Origin of the sequence: Pseudoduganella sp. UC29_106 (genome assembly GCF_044055365.1) — a bacterium.
Classification (GTDB): Bacteria; Pseudomonadota; Gammaproteobacteria; order Burkholderiales; family Burkholderiaceae_D; genus Rugamonas.
The window spans coordinates 2,884,323-2,901,642 of sequence record NZ_CP171977.1; the positions used below are offsets into that span (position 1 = coordinate 2,884,323).

Annotated in this window: 12 protein-coding genes and 3 pseudogenes; 7 read left to right on the forward strand and 8 right to left on the reverse strand. The window is 63.2% G+C overall.

The window, feature by feature from the left end; translation table 11 throughout:
• Nucleotides 1-38 precede the first annotated feature (38 nt).
• Together ACHMW6_RS14900 and ACHMW6_RS14905 are read right to left on the reverse strand one after the other, a co-directional pair.
• Nucleotides 39-965 carry a lipase secretion chaperone gene (locus ACHMW6_RS14900; RefSeq protein ID WP_395407860.1) on the reverse strand — a complete coding sequence of 309 codons (927 nt, stop codon included), beginning with the start codon at nucleotides 963-965 and terminating at the stop codon, nucleotides 39-41.
• Nucleotides 962-1,871 (reverse strand): annotated as a pseudogene (locus ACHMW6_RS14905) (lipase family alpha/beta hydrolase). The gene ACHMW6_RS14900 and the pseudogene ACHMW6_RS14905 overlap by 4 nt, the downstream one beginning before the upstream one ends.
• A gap of 153 nt (nucleotides 1,872-2,024) precedes the next feature.
• Between ACHMW6_RS14905 and ACHMW6_RS14910 the strand changes: the two are divergent.
• Together ACHMW6_RS14910 and ACHMW6_RS14915 are read left to right on the forward strand one after the other, a co-directional pair.
• The gene (locus ACHMW6_RS14910; RefSeq protein ID WP_395407862.1) at nucleotides 2,025-2,465 is read left to right on the forward strand and encodes a TetR/AcrR family transcriptional regulator; all 441 of its coding nucleotides are present in this window, start codon (nucleotides 2,025-2,027) and stop codon (nucleotides 2,463-2,465) included.
• The gene (locus ACHMW6_RS14915; RefSeq protein ID WP_395407863.1) at nucleotides 2,447-2,701 is read left to right on the forward strand and encodes a hypothetical protein; all 255 of its coding nucleotides are present in this window, start codon (nucleotides 2,447-2,449) and stop codon (nucleotides 2,699-2,701) included. The genes ACHMW6_RS14910 and ACHMW6_RS14915 overlap by 19 nt, the downstream gene beginning before the upstream one ends.
• Before the next feature lie 6 nt (nucleotides 2,702-2,707).
• Here ACHMW6_RS14915 and ACHMW6_RS14920 read toward each other — a convergent pair whose 3' ends face one another.
• The 4 genes and pseudogenes from ACHMW6_RS14920 to ACHMW6_RS14935 form a co-directional block, all read right to left on the reverse strand.
• Nucleotides 2,708-3,505 (reverse strand): PP2C family protein-serine/threonine phosphatase, encoded by a 798-nt coding sequence (locus tag ACHMW6_RS14920; RefSeq protein WP_395407864.1) that lies wholly within the window; start codon nucleotides 3,503-3,505, stop codon nucleotides 2,708-2,710.
• On the reverse strand, nucleotides 3,502-3,630 hold the full coding sequence (locus tag ACHMW6_RS14925; protein WP_395407865.1) for a hypothetical protein: 129 nt from the start codon (nucleotides 3,628-3,630) through the stop codon (nucleotides 3,502-3,504). Before ACHMW6_RS14925 ends, ACHMW6_RS14920 begins: the two co-directional genes overlap by 4 nt.
• 99 nt (nucleotides 3,631-3,729) lie before the next feature.
• Complete coding sequence (locus ACHMW6_RS14930; RefSeq protein ID WP_395407867.1) at nucleotides 3,730-4,539, reverse strand: ABC transporter substrate binding protein; 810 nt, start codon at nucleotides 4,537-4,539, stop codon at nucleotides 3,730-3,732.
• Nucleotides 4,536-6,925 (reverse strand): annotated as a pseudogene (locus ACHMW6_RS14935) (penicillin-binding protein 1A). The gene ACHMW6_RS14930 and the pseudogene ACHMW6_RS14935 overlap by 4 nt, the downstream one beginning before the upstream one ends.
• A 93-nt stretch (nucleotides 6,926-7,018) precedes the next feature.
• Between ACHMW6_RS14935 and ACHMW6_RS14940 the strand changes: the two are divergent.
• The 4 genes and pseudogenes from ACHMW6_RS14940 (at nucleotide 7,019) to glpD (ending at nucleotide 12,463) form a co-directional block, all read left to right on the forward strand.
• A complete protein-coding gene (locus tag ACHMW6_RS14940) occupies nucleotides 7,019-9,289 on the forward strand; it encodes an OPT family oligopeptide transporter (protein WP_395407868.1) in 2,271 nt (756 codons plus the stop codon).
• 20 nt (nucleotides 9,290-9,309) lie between these two features.
• Nucleotides 9,310-10,590 carry an amidohydrolase family protein gene (locus ACHMW6_RS14945; protein ID WP_395407869.1) on the forward strand — a complete coding sequence of 427 codons (1,281 nt, stop codon included), beginning with the start codon at nucleotides 9,310-9,312 and terminating at the stop codon, nucleotides 10,588-10,590.
• Nucleotides 10,591-10,932: 342 nt separating this feature from the next.
• Nucleotides 10,933-11,259, forward strand: a pseudogene (locus ACHMW6_RS14950) (FAD-dependent oxidoreductase); the annotation flags it as partial.
• A 19-nt stretch (nucleotides 11,260-11,278) separates the two neighbouring features.
• Nucleotides 11,279-12,463, forward strand: a complete 1,185-nt coding sequence (glpD, locus tag ACHMW6_RS14955; RefSeq protein ID WP_395407870.1) for a glycerol-3-phosphate dehydrogenase — start codon at nucleotides 11,279-11,281, stop codon at nucleotides 12,461-12,463.
• 61 nt (nucleotides 12,464-12,524) lie between these two features.
• Here glpD and ACHMW6_RS14960 read toward each other — a convergent pair whose 3' ends face one another.
• Nucleotides 12,525-14,024, reverse strand: a complete 1,500-nt coding sequence (locus tag ACHMW6_RS14960; RefSeq protein WP_395407871.1) for a peptide MFS transporter — start codon at nucleotides 14,022-14,024, stop codon at nucleotides 12,525-12,527.
• A 184-nt stretch (nucleotides 14,025-14,208) separates the two neighbouring features.
• On the opposite strand from ACHMW6_RS14960, the gene ppnN reads away from it, so the two are divergent.
• Entirely contained in the window at nucleotides 14,209-15,579 is a 1,371-nt protein-coding gene (ppnN, locus tag ACHMW6_RS14965; protein ID WP_395407872.1) for a nucleotide 5'-monophosphate nucleosidase PpnN, read from the forward strand.
• Nucleotides 15,580-15,758: 179 nt separating this feature from the next.
• Here ppnN and lysS read toward each other — a convergent pair whose 3' ends face one another.
• Nucleotides 15,759-17,294 (reverse strand): lysine--tRNA ligase, encoded by a 1,536-nt coding sequence (gene lysS, locus ACHMW6_RS14970; RefSeq protein ID WP_395407873.1) that lies wholly within the window; start codon nucleotides 17,292-17,294, stop codon nucleotides 15,759-15,761.
• Nucleotides 17,295-17,320 lie beyond the last annotated feature (26 nt).

Genomic DNA, 17,320 nt, shown 5'->3' on the forward strand with positions numbered 1-17,320 from the left:
CCACATTATAGTGCAGGGCACTGTCGCACGCCGCAAACCTACTCGTATGCCGTAAGCCGCTTCTGCTCCTGTGGCGTGAAGCGGGCGTCGCGCAACTGTTGCAGCGCGGCCGGGTCGCCGCCGAGGCGGGCGCGGTCAGCGCTGTAGGCGGCAATCCGCCGCCGCCAGTCCGTCTCCTCGCGATCCACCTCGGCCAGGCGCGCCGCAGCCTCGGGAGAGAGGGCCGCCGCACGCTGGCGGTAGACTTCATTGTCATCCGCTCCCCGGCTGCGCGACTCCGCCACGGCTGTTTCCAGCGTCAGCACCCGCGTTGGCGCATCGCGCTCCGCCCGCTCGACAGCGGACAGGCGGCTCTCGGCCGCAGCCAGCTTCGCCCGCCGCTCGGCTTCGCTCAGTTGCCTGTCCTGAGCAATTTCCAGCCGCGCCAGCGTTTCGCGGTCGCGTGCATCGGCCGCGCCGAACAGCCCTGCGAATTCGCTCAAGCTGAAATAATCCCTGCGCAGCCGCTGCATGGCTTCAAGACGGGCGCGCGCCGCCCCGGCGGCATCGCGCGCGGCCGGCATGGCGCGTTCCACGGCGACGAGCGCACGCTTGTAGGAAATATAGCGGTCGAGCAGGGCTACTGCCTTGGCGGCGGCCGTCGCGGACAGGCGCGTGCGCAGGTCGCGTTCGATGCCGGCGCGGATGGCGGGCAAATCCTGCTCACCCAGCGCCGACAAGTAGTAGTCGAACAGGTGCAGCAACTCTTCGTTGATCACCAGGTGGTCAGACGCGTCCTGGCGCAAATCCCCGTCCGGCCGCGTGCCGGCCATGGAGGGCGCGAAGGGAGGCGGCGCGGCGGCGATGGCGGCCGTTGCCGACTGCGCGCTGGCCGCCGGCAACGGCGCCGCGCCGGGCGGCCACAGCACCCATACCGCGGGCGCCGCGGCCGCCACGGCCAGGGCTGAATACTTCAGCAGCCTCACAGGCCCAGTCCCTGCAGGCGGTTGGCCTGCTGGCGGTAGAGAGTAACGGGGCTGGTTTCGAACAGATTGCTGATGCCTATCATCTGATTGACTTCGTCGAGGTGGTTGAGGGCATAGTCGTCGCGGATCACGCGGCCCAGGTGGCTGGAGCAGCTGGAAACCAGTCCGTCATTTTTCGCACCGCCGAAGGCGAGGGAGGTCAGGGCCAGGAAGGGATCGGCCGGGTCGAGCGCATTGGTCCAGGGCTGCGCCCCGCTCCAGGAGAAGTAGTAGACGCCATTCACTTGATAAGCGCCTTCGCCGCAAGCGGAAATGGGCACGCCTTCGGGATGCTGCGCATTGAAGGCTGCCGTGCCCGCGGTGCTCAGCGACACCGCAGCGGCGCGCGAGCTTTGCGGCAGCGTGGGGCTGCCCGAGATCAGCGAGATCAGGCCGGCCAGGCCATTCGCCACGTCGTACGCTACCTCCGGCGCCGCGCCGATCAGCACATCCGCCACCTTCGAACCCTTGTTCACGCCGCCCACGCTGGTCACGGAAGCCACCAGGTCCGGCCGCACCGACGCCACATAGCGCGAGGTGGGGCCGCCATGGCTATGGCCGATCAGGTTGACCTTCGATGCGCCGGTGGCTGCGAGGATCTGCTTCACCTGCAGCAGCAACTGCTCGCCGCGCACTTCCGTGCTGTTGGCGGCGGACACCGACGTCACATACACGGCGGCGCCGCCGCTGCGCAGAGCGGGCGCAATGTCGTAGAAATAGTCGACGGGACCAAGGCTGTCGAAACCGAACAAACCGTGCACGAGGAACGATGGGATAACGGGTCTGGGTATAGCCGGCGGCCCAGGAAGGGAGGGAGAAGCAGACCAGCAGCAGGAGGGACAGGCACATCAGGATGCGTTTCTTCATATTGTCTCCTAAGTGAAGTGCGTGGAACCGAGCAAGCGCTCGGTTTTCCTGAGGTTAGCACCGCATTTTACGAAATCAATGTGATTTCGCAAAATATGTCGAAATTACACGGCTATAATCATTTCACTACTCAAATAAAGCGCGGAGCGATTCTTGTCGGCCAGTTTCGATTTCAAGCAATTCCAGGCCACCACGCCGCTCGACGGCACCACCATCTGGACCTGGCTTTTCACCCGCAACGCGCAGCGCATTACCGTCAAGCGCGCCAGGCCCGCACTGGAAAATCTCGAGAAAATCTTCGCGGCCACTTTCCGCCTCGCGAATGAAGTCGGCTTCCGCGCGATGACCTTGCGCGACCTGTGCCGGGAAACGGGGCTGTCGATGGGCGGCCTGTATGGCTACATCGCCAGCAAGGACCAGCTGGCGGAAATGATCGAGGACGTGGTGCGCCACGCCAGTGGCGCCGTACCCGAGTGGTTCGCCCATATTGAAGATCCGCTGGAAAGGCTGGAGGCGATGGTGCGCGGCTGGATCTACCTCTCCGAACTGCTGCAGCCCTGGTTCTACTTTGTTACATGGATTCGCGCGCGCTGAAGCCCGAGCAGCGCGCCACCGCCAAGGAATCCGAGCTCAATGTACAAGGCGTGCTTGCAGACACCATCCGCCAGGCCGCGCCGGACCGTCCCTGCAATCCGGAACTGCTGGCCGCGCACTGCCTGGCCGCTTTCCAGGACTGGTATGTGAAACGCTGGAAGTATCGAAGCAGTAGAATTGACGTCGATGAATTTGCCGCCAGCGTTGTGGCGGTCGTGCGCAACGGGCTGTCCTGATCTGTTTTAGGCAGGGCAGGCGAGCAGCATGGCCGTGATGTTGTCGCGGCTGCCGTCCTGCTTGGCCATCTCGATCAGGGCGGCGCAGGTGGATTCCAGGCCCTGAGTTGCGGCATGCGCCAGGACCGCTTCGATGGCGCCTGGTTTGGCGTCGCCATACAGGCCGTCGCTGCACAGCAGGAAAACGTCGCCCGGCGCCAGGGGCAAGGCCGCCACGTCCGGTTCCACATCGGGACCGGGGCCGATGGCTTGCAACAACAGATTTCGCGGCGGAAGAGGCTCCGGCATGCCGCGCTCCAGCGCCTGCTGGTAGAGCGTGTGGTCATGGGTCAGTTGCTGCAGCACGCCGCCGCGCCAGCGGTAGATGCGGCTGTCGCCAACGTGCAGCAGGACGGCCGGCGCGCCGGGTTCCGGCTGCCACAGGGCGCTCAGGGTCGTGCCCATGCCGAAACCGTCGCCCAGACCCGCCGCCACATTCATCTGGTAGATGCGCGCATTGACGTTGCGCACGGCATCCTGGGCAGCATGCACGGAACGCGGCGCCGCGCCGGTCCAGGTGTGGTCCGGATCGGCGGGGTGCGGGTGCAGGGCGTTCAGCTCCTGCACCAGGAGGAGCAGCGCTTCCGTGCTGGCGATGGCGCCGCCGGCGTGACCTCCCATGCCGTCCGCCACGGCGACCAGGCCAAGCGTGGTATCGATCAGCAGATTGTCCTGGTTCGATGGGCGCACTGTGCCCGTGTCGGTGAGGCCGCAGGCGATACCCATTGCGAGCGTGTGCGGCACAGGTGGCGACAGGGGAATCATCGTATCAGCTCCGCGCGCTGCAGCACGCTCTTCGGGGGCGTCACGCCCAGTTGTCCGGCTACGTCCGCATTGACCAAATAGCTGAAACTGGCGAGCGTTTCGACCGGAATGGCATCGGGGCGCACCCCATGGAACAGGATCTGTGCGGCCTTGTGTGCGGTCAGGCGACCCCAGCTGGTTGTAGCCCGAGACCAGGCCGAACATGGCCTTGCTGCGGCGCAGGGTCACTTCGGTGGCGGCGTAGGTCGGCAGGCGTGCCTCCAGCGCTGCCTGCGTGAGCACATGGCGGTGGACGGCCAGGAAGCTGTCCGGCCGATGTAGAGCAGGTCGGTCCGTTGCCGCGCCAGTTCGACGACCAGGCCGGGAAGGGCGTCCGCGCGCGGCTGTCCGCTGTCATCCAGCGGCACGGGGCGTTCCAGCAGCAGGCAGCCGCAGCGCGCCGCTTCGGCGCGCAAGTCGCTTACCGTGAATTGCGAGTTTGGTTCATTTGGCGTGTAGATGATGCCGATGCGCCGGAAGCGGCGCCAGGCCTGGATGGCGTTCATCTGCAGCCGCACCGGCACCATATGGCTGGCGCCCGTGATATTGCGGCGGGACGAGACCAGCGAACTCACCACGCCGGCGCCCCGGGGCGCGGCCACCATCGTGAATACAATGGGGATTTCGGACTCGTGCACATCCGGATTGACTTCGCTTTCCTTGCCTGCAACGGCCAGCGTCACAGGTGTGCCCAGGTGTAGATCAGGTCGGCGCCCAGGGCGCGGGCCTCGGCAAGCAGGGCCGGGACGCGGCTCGTGTCCAGCTCCACATTGCGCACGATCAGCTCCGCTTCCAGCTTCTGCTCCCCCAGATACTCGCGGAAACCCTGCTCCACAGGCGTTTCGCCCCGGTAGAGGATCATATAGATACGCGGGATATGGGGCTGGCCATGATGGGCCAGCGCAGACAGCGGCGCCGCGGCCGCCATCAGGGCCGCGCTGCGCATGAAATGCCGTCGTGTGAGGGTCATGCAAGGAATTGTAGCACTGCCTCACTGGCCGGGAGGTGGCGGCGGTGGTGGAGCGGGCGGCGCTGGTGGCGCGGGCGCCACGCCTGGGTTGGTGGCCGGCAAGGCGCCATCGGACGGCGCTTCGCCTTCCGGCGCCAGCGCCTGATCCACGTCGATGCCGCGCACGGTCGGATCGTTGGCATATTCCTCGAAGATCCACTCGCCGTCCAGCTGCACTACGCCTTCGGGCGCGGAACGCTCGACCGGCGCGCGTCTGGCCAGCGCCACCTTCATATAGTCGATCCAGATCGGCAGCGAAAGGGTAGCGCCGAATTCGCCGCCCGCCCAGGGATTTCGGCTCGTCATAGCCCATCCAGGCCACGCTCACGATGCCGCCGCCGTAGCCGGCGAACCAGCCATCCATGGCATCGCTGGTGGTGCCGGTCTTGCCCGCGATATCGCTGCGGCCCAGGCGCTGGGTGGCAGCCGCGCCGGTGCCGGAGCGGGTCACCTCGTGCAGCATGCTGTCCATGATGAAGACATTGCGCTCGTCCAGCACGCGCTCGCCTTCCTGCGCCGCGGTTGGCGCCTTGGTTTCGGAGAGCACCTTGCCCTTGCTGTCCGTAATGCGCGAAATCAGGTAAGGCTTGACGCGGTAGCCTCCGTTGGCAAACACCGCATAGGCGCTGGCCAGTTGTTCAGGTGTGACGGAACCGGTGCCGAGCGCCATCGTGAAGTTGGACGGGTGCTTGGCAATGTCGAAGCCGAATCTGGCCAAATGCTCATGCGCGTAAGGCACACCGACAGCGCGCAGGATGCGCACCGAGGGCACGTTCTTGGAAGCGGCCAGCGAGCGGCGCATCGTGATCGGCCCATCGAACACATTGTCATCGTTCTGCGGACGCCACGGCTCGCCGTCGGCGCCGCCCGGCAGTTCGATCGGCTCGTCCAGCACCATGGTGGCGGGCGAATAGCCCTTTTCCAGTGCGGCGGAATAGATGAAGGGCTTGATCGAGGAACCCGGCTGGCGCCAGGCCTGGGTCACGTGATTGAACTTCTGCAGCGTGTAATCGAAGCCGCCCACCATGGCGTGATAGGCGCCGGTGTCGGCGTCCAGCGATGCAAAGGCCGCTGCCACTTTGGGTACCTGGCTGATGGACCAGGTCTTCTTCTCACTATGCATGACGCGCACGATGGCGCCGGGCGCAGCTTGAAGGTGGGCTTGGCCTTCTCCGACAGGGCCGACGCGGCCAGTTTCAGGCCGTCGCCGGTAATGGTCAGCTGTTCGCCATCCACCGTTTCCACTTTCACAGCGCTGGAGGACGCTTCCAGTACCACGGCAGGGATCAGGCCATCGCTGCTCATGCGCTTGGCCAGCGCTTCGTCGATTGCATCCTCGCGCGCTTCATCATCGGCGGGCAGATCGATATAGGCTTCCGGACCGCGGTAGCCGTGGCGCTGGTCGTAGGCGATCACGTTGCGGCGTACGGCTTCGTAGGCGGCATTCTGGTCGGCGCTGAGGATGGTCGTGTAGACGTTGATGCCGCGCGTGTAAGACTCTTCCTTGTACTCGGCATACACGACCTGGCGCGCCAGTTCGGCCACATATTCGGCGTGGGTGTCGAATTCCTGGCCGCGGCTGTTCACGTGCAGCGGCTCGCGCTTGGCCTTCTCGTATTCCGCGTCCGTGATGTAGCCCAGTTCATGCACGCGGGCCAGCACCACCTGCTGGCGGACCTTGGCGCGCTTGGGATCGGAGATTGGATTGTGGCGCGATGGATTCTTCGGCAGGCCCGCCAGCATGGCGATTTCCGCGATCGACAGTTCCTTCAGCGATTTGCCGAAATAGACCTGGGCCGCGCCGGCAAAGCCGAAGCTGCGCTGGCCGAGGTAAATCTGGTTCATATAGAGCTCGAGGATCTGGTCCTTGCTCAGGGCGGCCTCGATCTTATAGGCCAACAAGACTTCGGTCAGCTTGCGCGACACGACTTTTTCCGGCTCAGGAAGAAGTTGCGCGCCACCTGCATGGTGATGGTGGACGCGCCCTGGCGGAAACCGCCGGCGAGGTTGGCGCGCGCTGCGCCGAGGGCGCGGATCCAGTCGATGCCGCCATGCTCGTAGAAGCGGGTGTCCTCGATGGCGAGGATGGTCTTCTTCATCATCTCCGGCACGTCCTTGATCGGCACGAAGTCGCGGTGCTCTTCGCCGAATTCGCCGATCAGCACTTTATCGGCGGTGTAGACGCGCAGCGGAATCTTGGGGCGGTAATCGGTGACGGCTTCCAGCGAGGGCAGGTTGGGAGCGATGACAAGCAGCATATAGCCGATCACTGCGGCGACGCCGACGACGGCGGCAATGCCCGCGGCAATCAGACCACGGATGACGTTACGGCGGTTCAGCCAGGAGGGCGTTGCGGATCGAGGTTCGGTCAAGGGAGCTCTCTCGGTTGCGAAGTCGGGCAATTATAGACTATGCACCAGGGGCGGCTTATGCCATAGTGCGGGCTGCACTTTCAGGAAACAAACATGCCAAAGGATCAAGGTATGCCCTTCGAAGGCCAGCCGCAGGTACGGCCCTATATTCCCGATGAAGCGATTCTTCCCGAGCTGACGATACGCTCCCTGCTGCTCGGCACCATACTGGGCATGGTGTTCGGCGCGTCGTCTCTTTATCTGGTGCTGAAGGTCGGCCTGACCGTCAGCGCCTCGATCCCGGTAGCGGTGATTTCGATTACCTTCTTTGGCCTGGCCAAGCGCCTGGGCGGCAAAGACGCCAGTATCCTCGAAAACAGTATTGCGCAAACGGCCGGTTCGGCGGGCGAGTCGATCGCCTTCGGCCTGGGCGTGACGATGCCGGCTATACTGATCCTCGGCTTCGAACTGGAAATCACGCGCGTGATGCTGGTGGGCGTTCTTGGCGGCCTGCTCGGCATCCTGATGATGATTCCGATGCGGCGCACGATGATCGTGGACCAGCACCGCGAGCTCAAGTTCCCCGAGGGGACGGCCTGCGCCGAAGTGCTGAAGGCTGCCGCCAGTAATGAATCTAGGCTGGCGGCCGGCGAGAGCCTGCAGGAGGAATCCAGCGCCGCCCGCGATGCGCGGCGCCGTGCGCGCATCATCTTCGGCGGCTTCTTCGTTGGCCTGTTGTACAAGGCGATGAACGTGTCACTGAAGGGCTGGAAGGATACGCCGGAAGTGGTGCTGGGCGCGCCGCTGAAGGGCGGTTCCATCGGCGCCGAAGTGTCGCCTGAACTGCTGGGCGTGGGCTATATCATCGGCCCGCGCATCGCGCTGACGATGACGGCGGGTGGCGTTCTGTCCTACCTGCTGCTGATCCCCATGATCAAGTTCTTTGGCGATTCGCTGACCACGGTGCTGTCGCCGGGCACGATGCTGATTTCGGATATGGGCCCGAACGATGTGCGCAGCGCCTATGTGCTATATATCGGCGCCGGCGCTGTGGCCGCCGGCGGCCTGATTTCGCTGGCGCGCGCCATGCCGATGATCTGGCGCAGCCTGAGCGCGGGACTGGCTGGCGTAGGGAAGGGCAGCCGTGCCGACAGCACGCGCCGTACCGAGCGCGATATTCCGATGAAATGGGTAATGATCGGCTGCCTGGGCATCATCGCCGCCATCACGGCCGCCACGCCACTGCATATGAATGTGCTGGGCGCGCTGCTGATCCTCGTATTCGGCTTCCTGTTCTCCACAGTTTCCTCGCGGCTGACGGGCGAAATCGGTTCTTCGTCCAACCCCACCTCCGGCATGGCGGTGGCCACGCTGCTGTTCACCTGCCTGATCTTCCTGCTCATGGGCTGGACCGGTGGCCAGTATTATGTGACGGCGCTTTCCGTCGGCGCCATCGTCTGCATCGCTTCGGCCAACGCGGGCACGACGTCGCAGGACCTGAAGACCGGCTTCCTGGTCGGCTCCACGCCGCGCCTGCAGCAGTATGCAATCCTGGCCGGCTCGCTGGCTTCGGCGCTGCTGCTCGGCCCCATCCTGCTGCAGCTGAATAGTTCCAGCACGGTCTATGTGCCTGCGGCCCAGGTGGCGCCCGGCCTGATTACCGATGCTTCGCGCCTGAGCGCGACCGCGAAGCTGGAAGGTCCGCAGGCGGCCGGCGACAGCCATACTTACAGGGTCTGGCAGAAGGCGGACGACAAGGGCGGACCGGCCGGCAAGTATCTGGTGGCAGATGACGGCAAGGCTGCGTACTTCGTCGACCCGGGCATCAACGGCACACATACCAGGCGTCCGGACGGCACTGAGGTGAAGAAGTACGATGCGCCGAAGGCGGTGCTGGTGTCCTACATTATCAAGGGCATCCTGGACAATCAGTTGCCCTGGACGCTGGTAATGCTGGGCGTGATGATTGCCGTGGTGCTGGAGATGTCCGGCGTAGAACCGCTGTCGTTCGCTGTTGGCGTGTACCTGCCACTTTCGGCCACATTGCCGGTGGCGGTGGGTGGCGTGCTGCGCTGGCTGGCGGACCGCCGCAACAGCAAGCTGCCGCAGTACCAGGGCCTGAGCGAGGAAGAGATGCAGGCGGCGGGCGATCGCAGCGAGGGCGTGCTGCTGGCGTCGGGCTATATCGCGGGCGGCGCGCTGGCAGGCATCGTCATAGCCATCACGGCCGGCGTGATGACCGATTTCGATACGATGATGACGAATTGGGCGGAGCACAGCAATCCGTTCTACAGCGGCGCCAGCGCGGAAGCACTGACCCTGCTGCCTTATACCGTGCTGATGGCGCTCCTCCTGTGGGTGGCGCGCGAGAAAAAACAAACCTGATAACAAAAAGGAGATTGGGAATGAGGAAGACGCTGTCTGCTGCAAGCCTGCTGTTGATCGCCGCTTCTGCCGGGGCGGCCACGCAATCCATTGACTGCGGGCGACTGCTGGACGTGAGGGCCGGCGTGTGGCGCGATAAAGTGACTGTGGTGGTGGAGAATGGCAGCGTGAAGTCGATTGCACCGACGGCCGGCAAGGGCGATGTGGACCTGAGCGCCATGTCCTGCATGCCGGGCTTCATCGACATGCACGTGCACCTCGCGTCCCAGACCCAGCCGCAGGTGGAAGCCCTGCGCAGCCAGCTCACCCTCGATCCCCAGGACCGCGCCTACAAATCCGTGGCTTACGCCGAGCGTACGCTGATGGCCGGTTTCACCACCGTGCGCGATCTGGGCGACAGTGAAGGGCTGAACCTGTCCCTGAAGCGCGCCATCAATACCGGCGCCATTCCCGGCCCGCGCATGTTCACAGCCGGTAAATCGATTGCCACCACGGGCGGCCACGCCGACCCGAGCAACGGCTATTCGCGCGAACTGCGCCATCTGAAGGGCACGCCGGGTCCGGAGGAAGGTGTGGTGAACAGCCCCGAGGAAGCTCGCCAGGCCGTGCGCGCCCGCTACAAGGAAGGTGCGGACGTGATCAAGGTCACTGCTACCGGCGGCGTGTTGAGCCAGGCCGCCAGCGGCATGAACGCCCAGTACACGGAAGATGAGCTGAAAGCCATCGTCGCCACGGCCAAGGACTACGGATTCAAGGTCGCCGCCCATGCCCACGGCGCCGAAGGCATGAAGCGCGCCCTTCGCGCCGGCCTCGATTCGATCGAGCACGGCACCTTCATGGACGACGAGGCCATCGCCCTGTTCAAGAAAACCGGCGCCTGGTATGTGCCGACCATCAGCGCGGGCCGCTATGTGGCGGACAAGTCGAAAGAGCCGGACTACTATTCGAACCTGGTCCGCCCGAAAGCCGCCGCCATCGGTCCGCAAATCCAGGGCACCTTCGCCCGTGCCTACAAGGCCGGCGTGAAGATCGCCTTCGGCACGGACGCCGGCGTTTTCCCGCACGGCGACAACGCAAAAGAATTTGCTTACATGGTCGAAGCGGGGATGCCGGCGCTGGATGCGATCCGCAGCGCCACGTTGAACGCCGCCAGCCTGCTCGGCCAATCCTCCCGCCTCGGCTCCCTGGAGCCAGGCTTCGCAGCCGACATCGTCGCCGTCAGCGGCGACCCCCTGCAGGATATCAGTCTGCTGCAGAAGGTGCGCTTCGTGATGAAGGAAGGCGTGGTCTACAAGCAGTAATATCTCGCGCGAGGCCGCCTCATCACCTGGGAGGCGCGCCTCGGATCGTGGCCTGCGAAGGCATCGCGCATATAGAGGGACACTGATTTTTCCGGATTTTACTAAAACGCGATATTCCATACTACTTCATGCTAGGCGCCGCTATTTTGTCGGAGACTGCCCAGTACCCCACATGCAGCCGACGGCAGAATCCGGGCCAGGACACCGGGTCCTCACGATAAACCCTGATGAATCTTGAAATGCCTGGTGGCAGTCGGGTGATCCGACGCGCGGGAAGCTGTCACTAAATGGTTGCGCTAAACTCCTAAGAGTCGTATCTTGTTGGAAACTTAAGAGGACGGCATGGCAGAAGCACGGCAGGACGTTGATTGCGATGTATTGGTAGTCGGCGGCGGCATCAATGGCGCGGGCATTGCGCGCGATGCGGCCGGCCGGGGACTATGCGTCGTGCTGTGCGAGAAGGACGACCTGGCCTCGCACACTTCGTCGGCTTCGACCAAGCTGATTCACGGCGGCCTGCGTTATCTCGAATACTATGAGTTCGGCCTGGTGCGCAAGGCGCTGGGCGAGCGCGAGGTGCTGCTGCGCTCTGCGCCGCACATCATGTGGCCATTGCGCTTCGTGATGCCACACAATGCCGGGCAGCGTCCGGCCTTCATGATCCCGCGCCGGGCTGTTTTTGTACGATATGCTCGCCAAGCGCCAGCTGCTGCCTGGCTCAAAAGGCGTCAACCTCAGTTGCCATCCGGCGGGGCGTCCGCTGAAGCCCGAATTCACGCGTGGCTTCGAGTATTCGGACGGCTGGGTGGACGATGCACGCCTTGTCGTGCTGAACGCGGTGGACGCCTGCGCAAAGGGCGCCTGCATCCTGACCCGCACGGCCTGCATTGGCCTGGAACGCCAAGCGGATCACTGGACAGCCACGCTGCGCAAGGCGGACGGCACGGAAAAGCGCATCACGGCGCGCTATGTGGTGAATGCCGCCGGTCCGTGGACGCCGTCCTTCGCCGCAGCGGCGCTGCACAAGCCGCAGGCTGGAAATCTGCGCCTGGTGAAGGGCAGCCACATCGTCGTGCGCCGCATCTTCGAGCATGACAATGCCTACATCTTCCAGAACGGCGATGGCCGCATCGTCTTCGCAATTCCCTACGAGCGCGAGTTCACGCTGATCGGCACCACGGACGTCGATTACAAGGGCGATCCGAACAAGGTGGCGATCGAGGAAAGCGAGATCACCTATCTGTGCAAGCTCGCCAGCGAATACTTCCGCGAGCCGGTGCGTCCGGCTGATGTGGTGTGGACGTATGCAGGCGTGCGTCCGCTCATCGAGGATGAAGCCGCCGACGCGAAGGCTGTGACGCGCGATTACCGCTTCGAGATCGACCACGCCAACGGCGCGCCGATGCTGAGCGTCTTTGGCGGCAAGATCACCACTTTCCGCAAGCTGGCGGAAGAGGCGGTCGACCAGATCTGCAAATCCCTGGGGACGCCCAAGCGTGCCTGGACAGAAAACGCCTGCCTGCCCGGCGGCGATCTGTTCGGCGCCCAGCCGCAGAACCGCAGCGTGCAGGAGTTTTGCCAGTGGACGGCGGCTTTGCAGGTGAAATATACCTGGCTGTCGCCGGACCTCGTGCGGCGATTCGCCCGCGCCTACGGCACGCGCATCCACACGCTGCTCGATGGCCGCGCATCGCTGGCCGATATGGGGGAAGAGATTTTGCCGGGACTGTACGCGGCCGAGGTGGACTACCTGCGCCGCAAGGAGTGGGCGGTAACGGCGGCCGATATTCTGTGGCGCCGCTCCAAGCTTGGCCTGCATCTGCCGGCCGGCGCCGAAGCCAGGCTCGACGCCTGGCTCGCGGCTCAAAACTAAACCAAAGGCGTAACCCTGGTGTCAGCCACGATGTGGCTGACACCTGCTTCTGCCGTGGGTTTTACTTCACGCCGTGCATCAATTTCTGAATGAACGGTGCCAGAAGGAACAGCAGCACGCCGCCGCCGATCAGGATCCAGAAGCCCTGGGTATAACCGGTCAGCGCGGATTCAACGGACATGCCATGCTCGCCGGACATCAGCGATGCCACGATACCGGACAGGTTGTTGCCGATACCGGTGGACAGGAACCAGCCGCCCATGCCCATGCCGACCAGGCGGGTCGGCGCAAGCTTGGTCACCATCGACAGGCCGATCGGCGACAGGCACAGTTCACCGATGGACTGGATCACGTAGACCATGAACAGGGTCCAGAACGGGATCTTCTGCTGTTCGTCGACCAGGTGGGTCAGTGCGTACATCAGCAGGCCGAAAGCCAGGCCGTTGCCGATCAGGCCCAGTGCGAACTTGCGCGGGATCGAAGGGTTCATGCCGCGCTTGCCCAGCATGACCCAGATCGCTGCAACCACCGGTGCGAATACGATGATGGCGATCGAGTTCACGGACTGGAACCAGGCGACCGGGAAGTTGAAGTCGCCCAGCTGGCGGTTCACGATCTGGTCGGCCAGGAACGTGAAGGAGCTGCCTGCCTGTTCGAAGAAGCACCAGAACATGATGTTGAAGGCGAAGATCACCATCATGGCGATGGTCTTGTCGCGCGCGACCTTGCCATTACGGATGCCTTCGACCACCAGCATCACGGCCAGGATCAGGAACAGCACGGTCAGCACGCCTTGCAGCGCCTGCGCGCCTACGGCCAGCAGCGAGTACACGACAGGGATTACAGCCAGGCCGCCGATGGCCACGTAGATCACAGGCTTGATGCTTGGCGAAGCCGGAGCGCCAATGCCCTTCAGGGCAGCGCGACCGATATAGAACCATACAAGGCTGATCAGCATGCCGATGCCGGCGGAGATGAACACGATCTTGTAGGCAGGGGTGTCGCCGGTGTTGAAGATCTTCTGCGCCAGCAGCTGGGTGATGATCGGTGCCAGGAAGCCGCCGACATTGATGCCCATGTAGAAGATGGTGAAGCCGGAGTCGCGGCGGGTGTCGCCCAGCGTGTACAGCTTGCCGACCATGGTCGAAATATTCGGTTTGAACAGGCCGTTACCGACAATGATCGTGGCCAGGCCGAATTTAAATATAGTCGGATCGGGCAGTGCGATCATGAACAGGCCGGCCGCCATGAAGACTGCGCCGACCAGGATGGAGCGCTGGTAGCCGATAACACGGTCAGCGACATAGCCGCCGAACAGCGCGCCGGCGTAGACGAGAGCGAGGTAGGAGCCGTAAGTGAGGTTGGCGTCCGCCTGGCCGGCCGCGTCGCCGCCGAAGAATTGCGAGACGATGTAAAGCACCAGTGCCCAGCGAATGCCGTAGAACGCAAACCGCTCCCAGAACTCGGACATGAACAGCATCCAGAGCGGAGCAGGATGACCCATGATCTGCTTGAATTCCGGGATATTTGCTTCTGTTGTAACTGTGGTTTGACCGCTCATGCGGCTTCTCCTGGACGAAAAAAGATCGCATTTTAATGCACGTCACGCGCTTCAAGGGTAAATTCCATGCTGTGTTGCAGCAATGTGGTATGTTTGCCAAGCTTGCATCTGTAAGACCGAACGCAGAGAGCGTATATTGGGGGTGCGGGCCGAATAAATGTCAGTCAATAAGGAAAGCCGTATCATGGAACTCAACGTTGTCGATACACTCATCGCCCCGGAAGGGAAGCTGGAAGTCCTGTCGAAAGCCGAAGTGGCGCAGTTGCTGGACTCGGGTAAGGGCGGCCTCTATAACATCTTCCGCAACTGCGCCCTCGCGGTGCTGAACTGCGGCAGCACAATCGACGATGGAAAGGAACTGCTGGACCGCTACAAGTCCTTCGATATCAATATCCTGCAGCGGGAACGTGGCATCAAGCTGGAAATCAAGGGGGCGCCGGCCATCGCTTTCGTGGACGGCAAAATGATCAAGGGTATCCACGAGCACCTGTTTGCGGTGCTGCGCGATATCGTCTTTGTGAGTAATGAGGTGACGGGCAATCCGAAGTTCGATTTGTCGCGCACCGAAGGCATTACCGACGCCGTCTTCCACATCCTGCGCAATGCGAATGTGCTGAAGCCGGCGACCAATCCGAATATGGTGGTGTGCTGGGGCGGCCACTCGATCAACCGCGCGGAATATAACTACTCGAAGGAAGTTGGTTATCAGCTTGGCCTGCGCGGGCTGGATATCTGCACCGGCTGCGGTCCGGGCGCGATGAAGGGGCCCATGAAGGGCGCCACCATCGGCCACGCCAAGCAGCGCTTCACCGGCGGACGTTACCTGGGCATCACGGAGCCCGGCATCATCGCGGCCGAATCGCCGAATCCGATCGTGAACGACCTGGTGATCATGCCGGATATCGAGAAGCGCCTGGAAGCCTTCGTGCGCGTGGGTCACGGCATTGTGGTGTTCCCGGGCGGCGCCGGCACGGCGGAGGAGATCCTCTACATTCTCGGCATCCTGCTGCATCCGGAGAATGCGGACATCCCGTTCCCACTGATCTTCACCGGTCCCGAGACGTCGCGCGAGTACTTCGTGCAGATCAATGAGTTCATTGGCCAGACCCTGGGCGCCGAGGCGCAAAGCCGCTACAAGATCATCGTCGACGATCCGGAGCTGGTGGCGCGCGAGATGCAGGAGGGAATGAAGCAGGTACGCGAGTACCGCAAGTCGCGCAGCGATGCTTATTACTTCAACTGGGCCTTGCGCATCGACGAGGAATTCCAGCGTCCGTTCGCGCCGACGCACGAGAACATGCGCAACCTGTCGCTGCACAAGCAGCAGCCGGTGCACGTTCTGGCAGCGAATCTGCGCCGGGCGTTTTCGGGCGTGGTGGCGGGCAATGTGAAGGAAGAGGGCATCCGCACGATCGAGAAGTACGGCCACTTTGAAATCCACGGCGATAAGGAAATCATGGGGCCGATGGACTCGCTGCTCGCCTCCTTCGTCGCACAAAGCCGCATGAAGCTCGCCGGCAAGGCTTATACGCCTTGCTACCGTGTGATCCAGTAAGGGCCAACGGTACGCTGCGGCGGATCAATGATCCGCCCTACGCGGCAACACTACTTGGATGAAAAAAGCCGCCGAGGCCAGATGGCCAGGGCGGCTTGTTCCGTCGTGCGGAACTGCTTGTGCCGTCGGGCGGCGTAGGGCGGATCAATGATCCGCCGCAGCGCAGAAGCAAACTCTGATCAATCCTCCTTGCGCATGTGCGGGAACAGCAGCACATCGCGGATATTGGGCGAGTCGGTCAGCAGCATCATCAGGCGGTCGATGCCGATGCCGCAGCCGCCGGCTGGCGGCATGCCGTATTCCAGCGCACGGATGTAGTCGGCGTCGTAATACATGGCTTCATCATCGCCCGCTTCCTTGGCTTCAACCTGCGACAGGAAACGCGCCGCCTGGTCTTCTGCGTCATTCAGCTCGGAGAAGCCGTTGGCGATCTCGCGGCCGACCATGAACAGCTCGAAGCGCTCGGTGATGCCTTCGCGGCTATCGGAAGCGCGGGCCAGAGGCGAGACTTCCACCGGGTAGTCGATGATGAAGGTCGGTTCCCACAGCTGCGCTTCCGCCGTCTCTTCGAACAGCGACAGTTGCAGCGAGCCCAGGCCCGCGTGCGCGTGCGGCTTCACGCCGAACTTGGCCAGTTCTGCCTTGATGAATTCCATGTCGTTCAGCTGCACTTCGGTGTAGTGCGGAGCGTACTTGTTGATCGCGCCGACGATGGTCAGGCGGTGGAATGGCTTGGACAGGTCCAGCTCACGGCCGCCATAAGTCAGCACCGCGGTACCCTTGGCGTCGATGGCCGCCTGGCGGATCACGGACTCGGTGAAGTTCATGATCCACTCGTAGTCGGTATAGGCCGCGTAGAATTCCATCATCGTGAATTCAGGATTGTGGCGGACCGAAACGCCTTCGTTGCGGAAGTTGCGGTTAATCTCGAACACGCGGTCGAAGCCGCCCACCACCAGTCGCTTCAGGTACAGTTCAGGAGCGATACGCATGAACATCTGCATGTCCAGCGCGTTGTGGTGAGTGATGAAAGGCTTGGCCGCCGCGCCGCCCGGAATCGGGTGCAGCATCGGAGTTTCCACTTCCATGAACTCGTTCTTTTCCATGAAACGGCGGATCGACGAGATGGCCGCGGTGCGCGCCTTGAAGGTGCGGCGGGTTTCCTCGTTCATGATCAGGTCCACGTAGCGCTGGCGGTACTTGGTTTCCTGGTCGGCCAAACCGTGGAACTTGTCCGGCAGCGGACGCAGCGCCTTCGTGATCAGGCGCAGTTCGGAAACCTTGATCGTCAGTTCGTCGGTCTTGGTCTTGAACAGCGTGCCGGTCACGCCCAGGATGTCGCCGAGGTCATAGTGGTGGAAGGCTTCCATCGCCGCTTCGCCGGTAAGGTCCAGGGTCAGGTAGACCTGGATGCGGCCATCCGAGCGCACGCCGGAGGCATCCTGCAGGGTGGCGAAAGCGGCCTTCTTGCCTGCTTCGCGCTTCAGCATCATGCGGCCCGCCAGCACCACGGTCACCGGCTCGGCTTCCAGTTCCTCGCGCGTCTTGCTGCCGTGCTGCTGCTGCAGGTCGGCCGCCTTGTGCTGGGGACGGAAGTCGTTAGGGAAGGCGACGCCTTTTTCGCGGATCGCGGCCAGCTTGGCGCGGCGTTCGGCGATGATCTTGTTGTCGTCCTGGCCTGGTGCCTGGTCTTGGACTTGGGTTTCCGTTGTCATGATGTGATGTAGGTATTGATTGATTT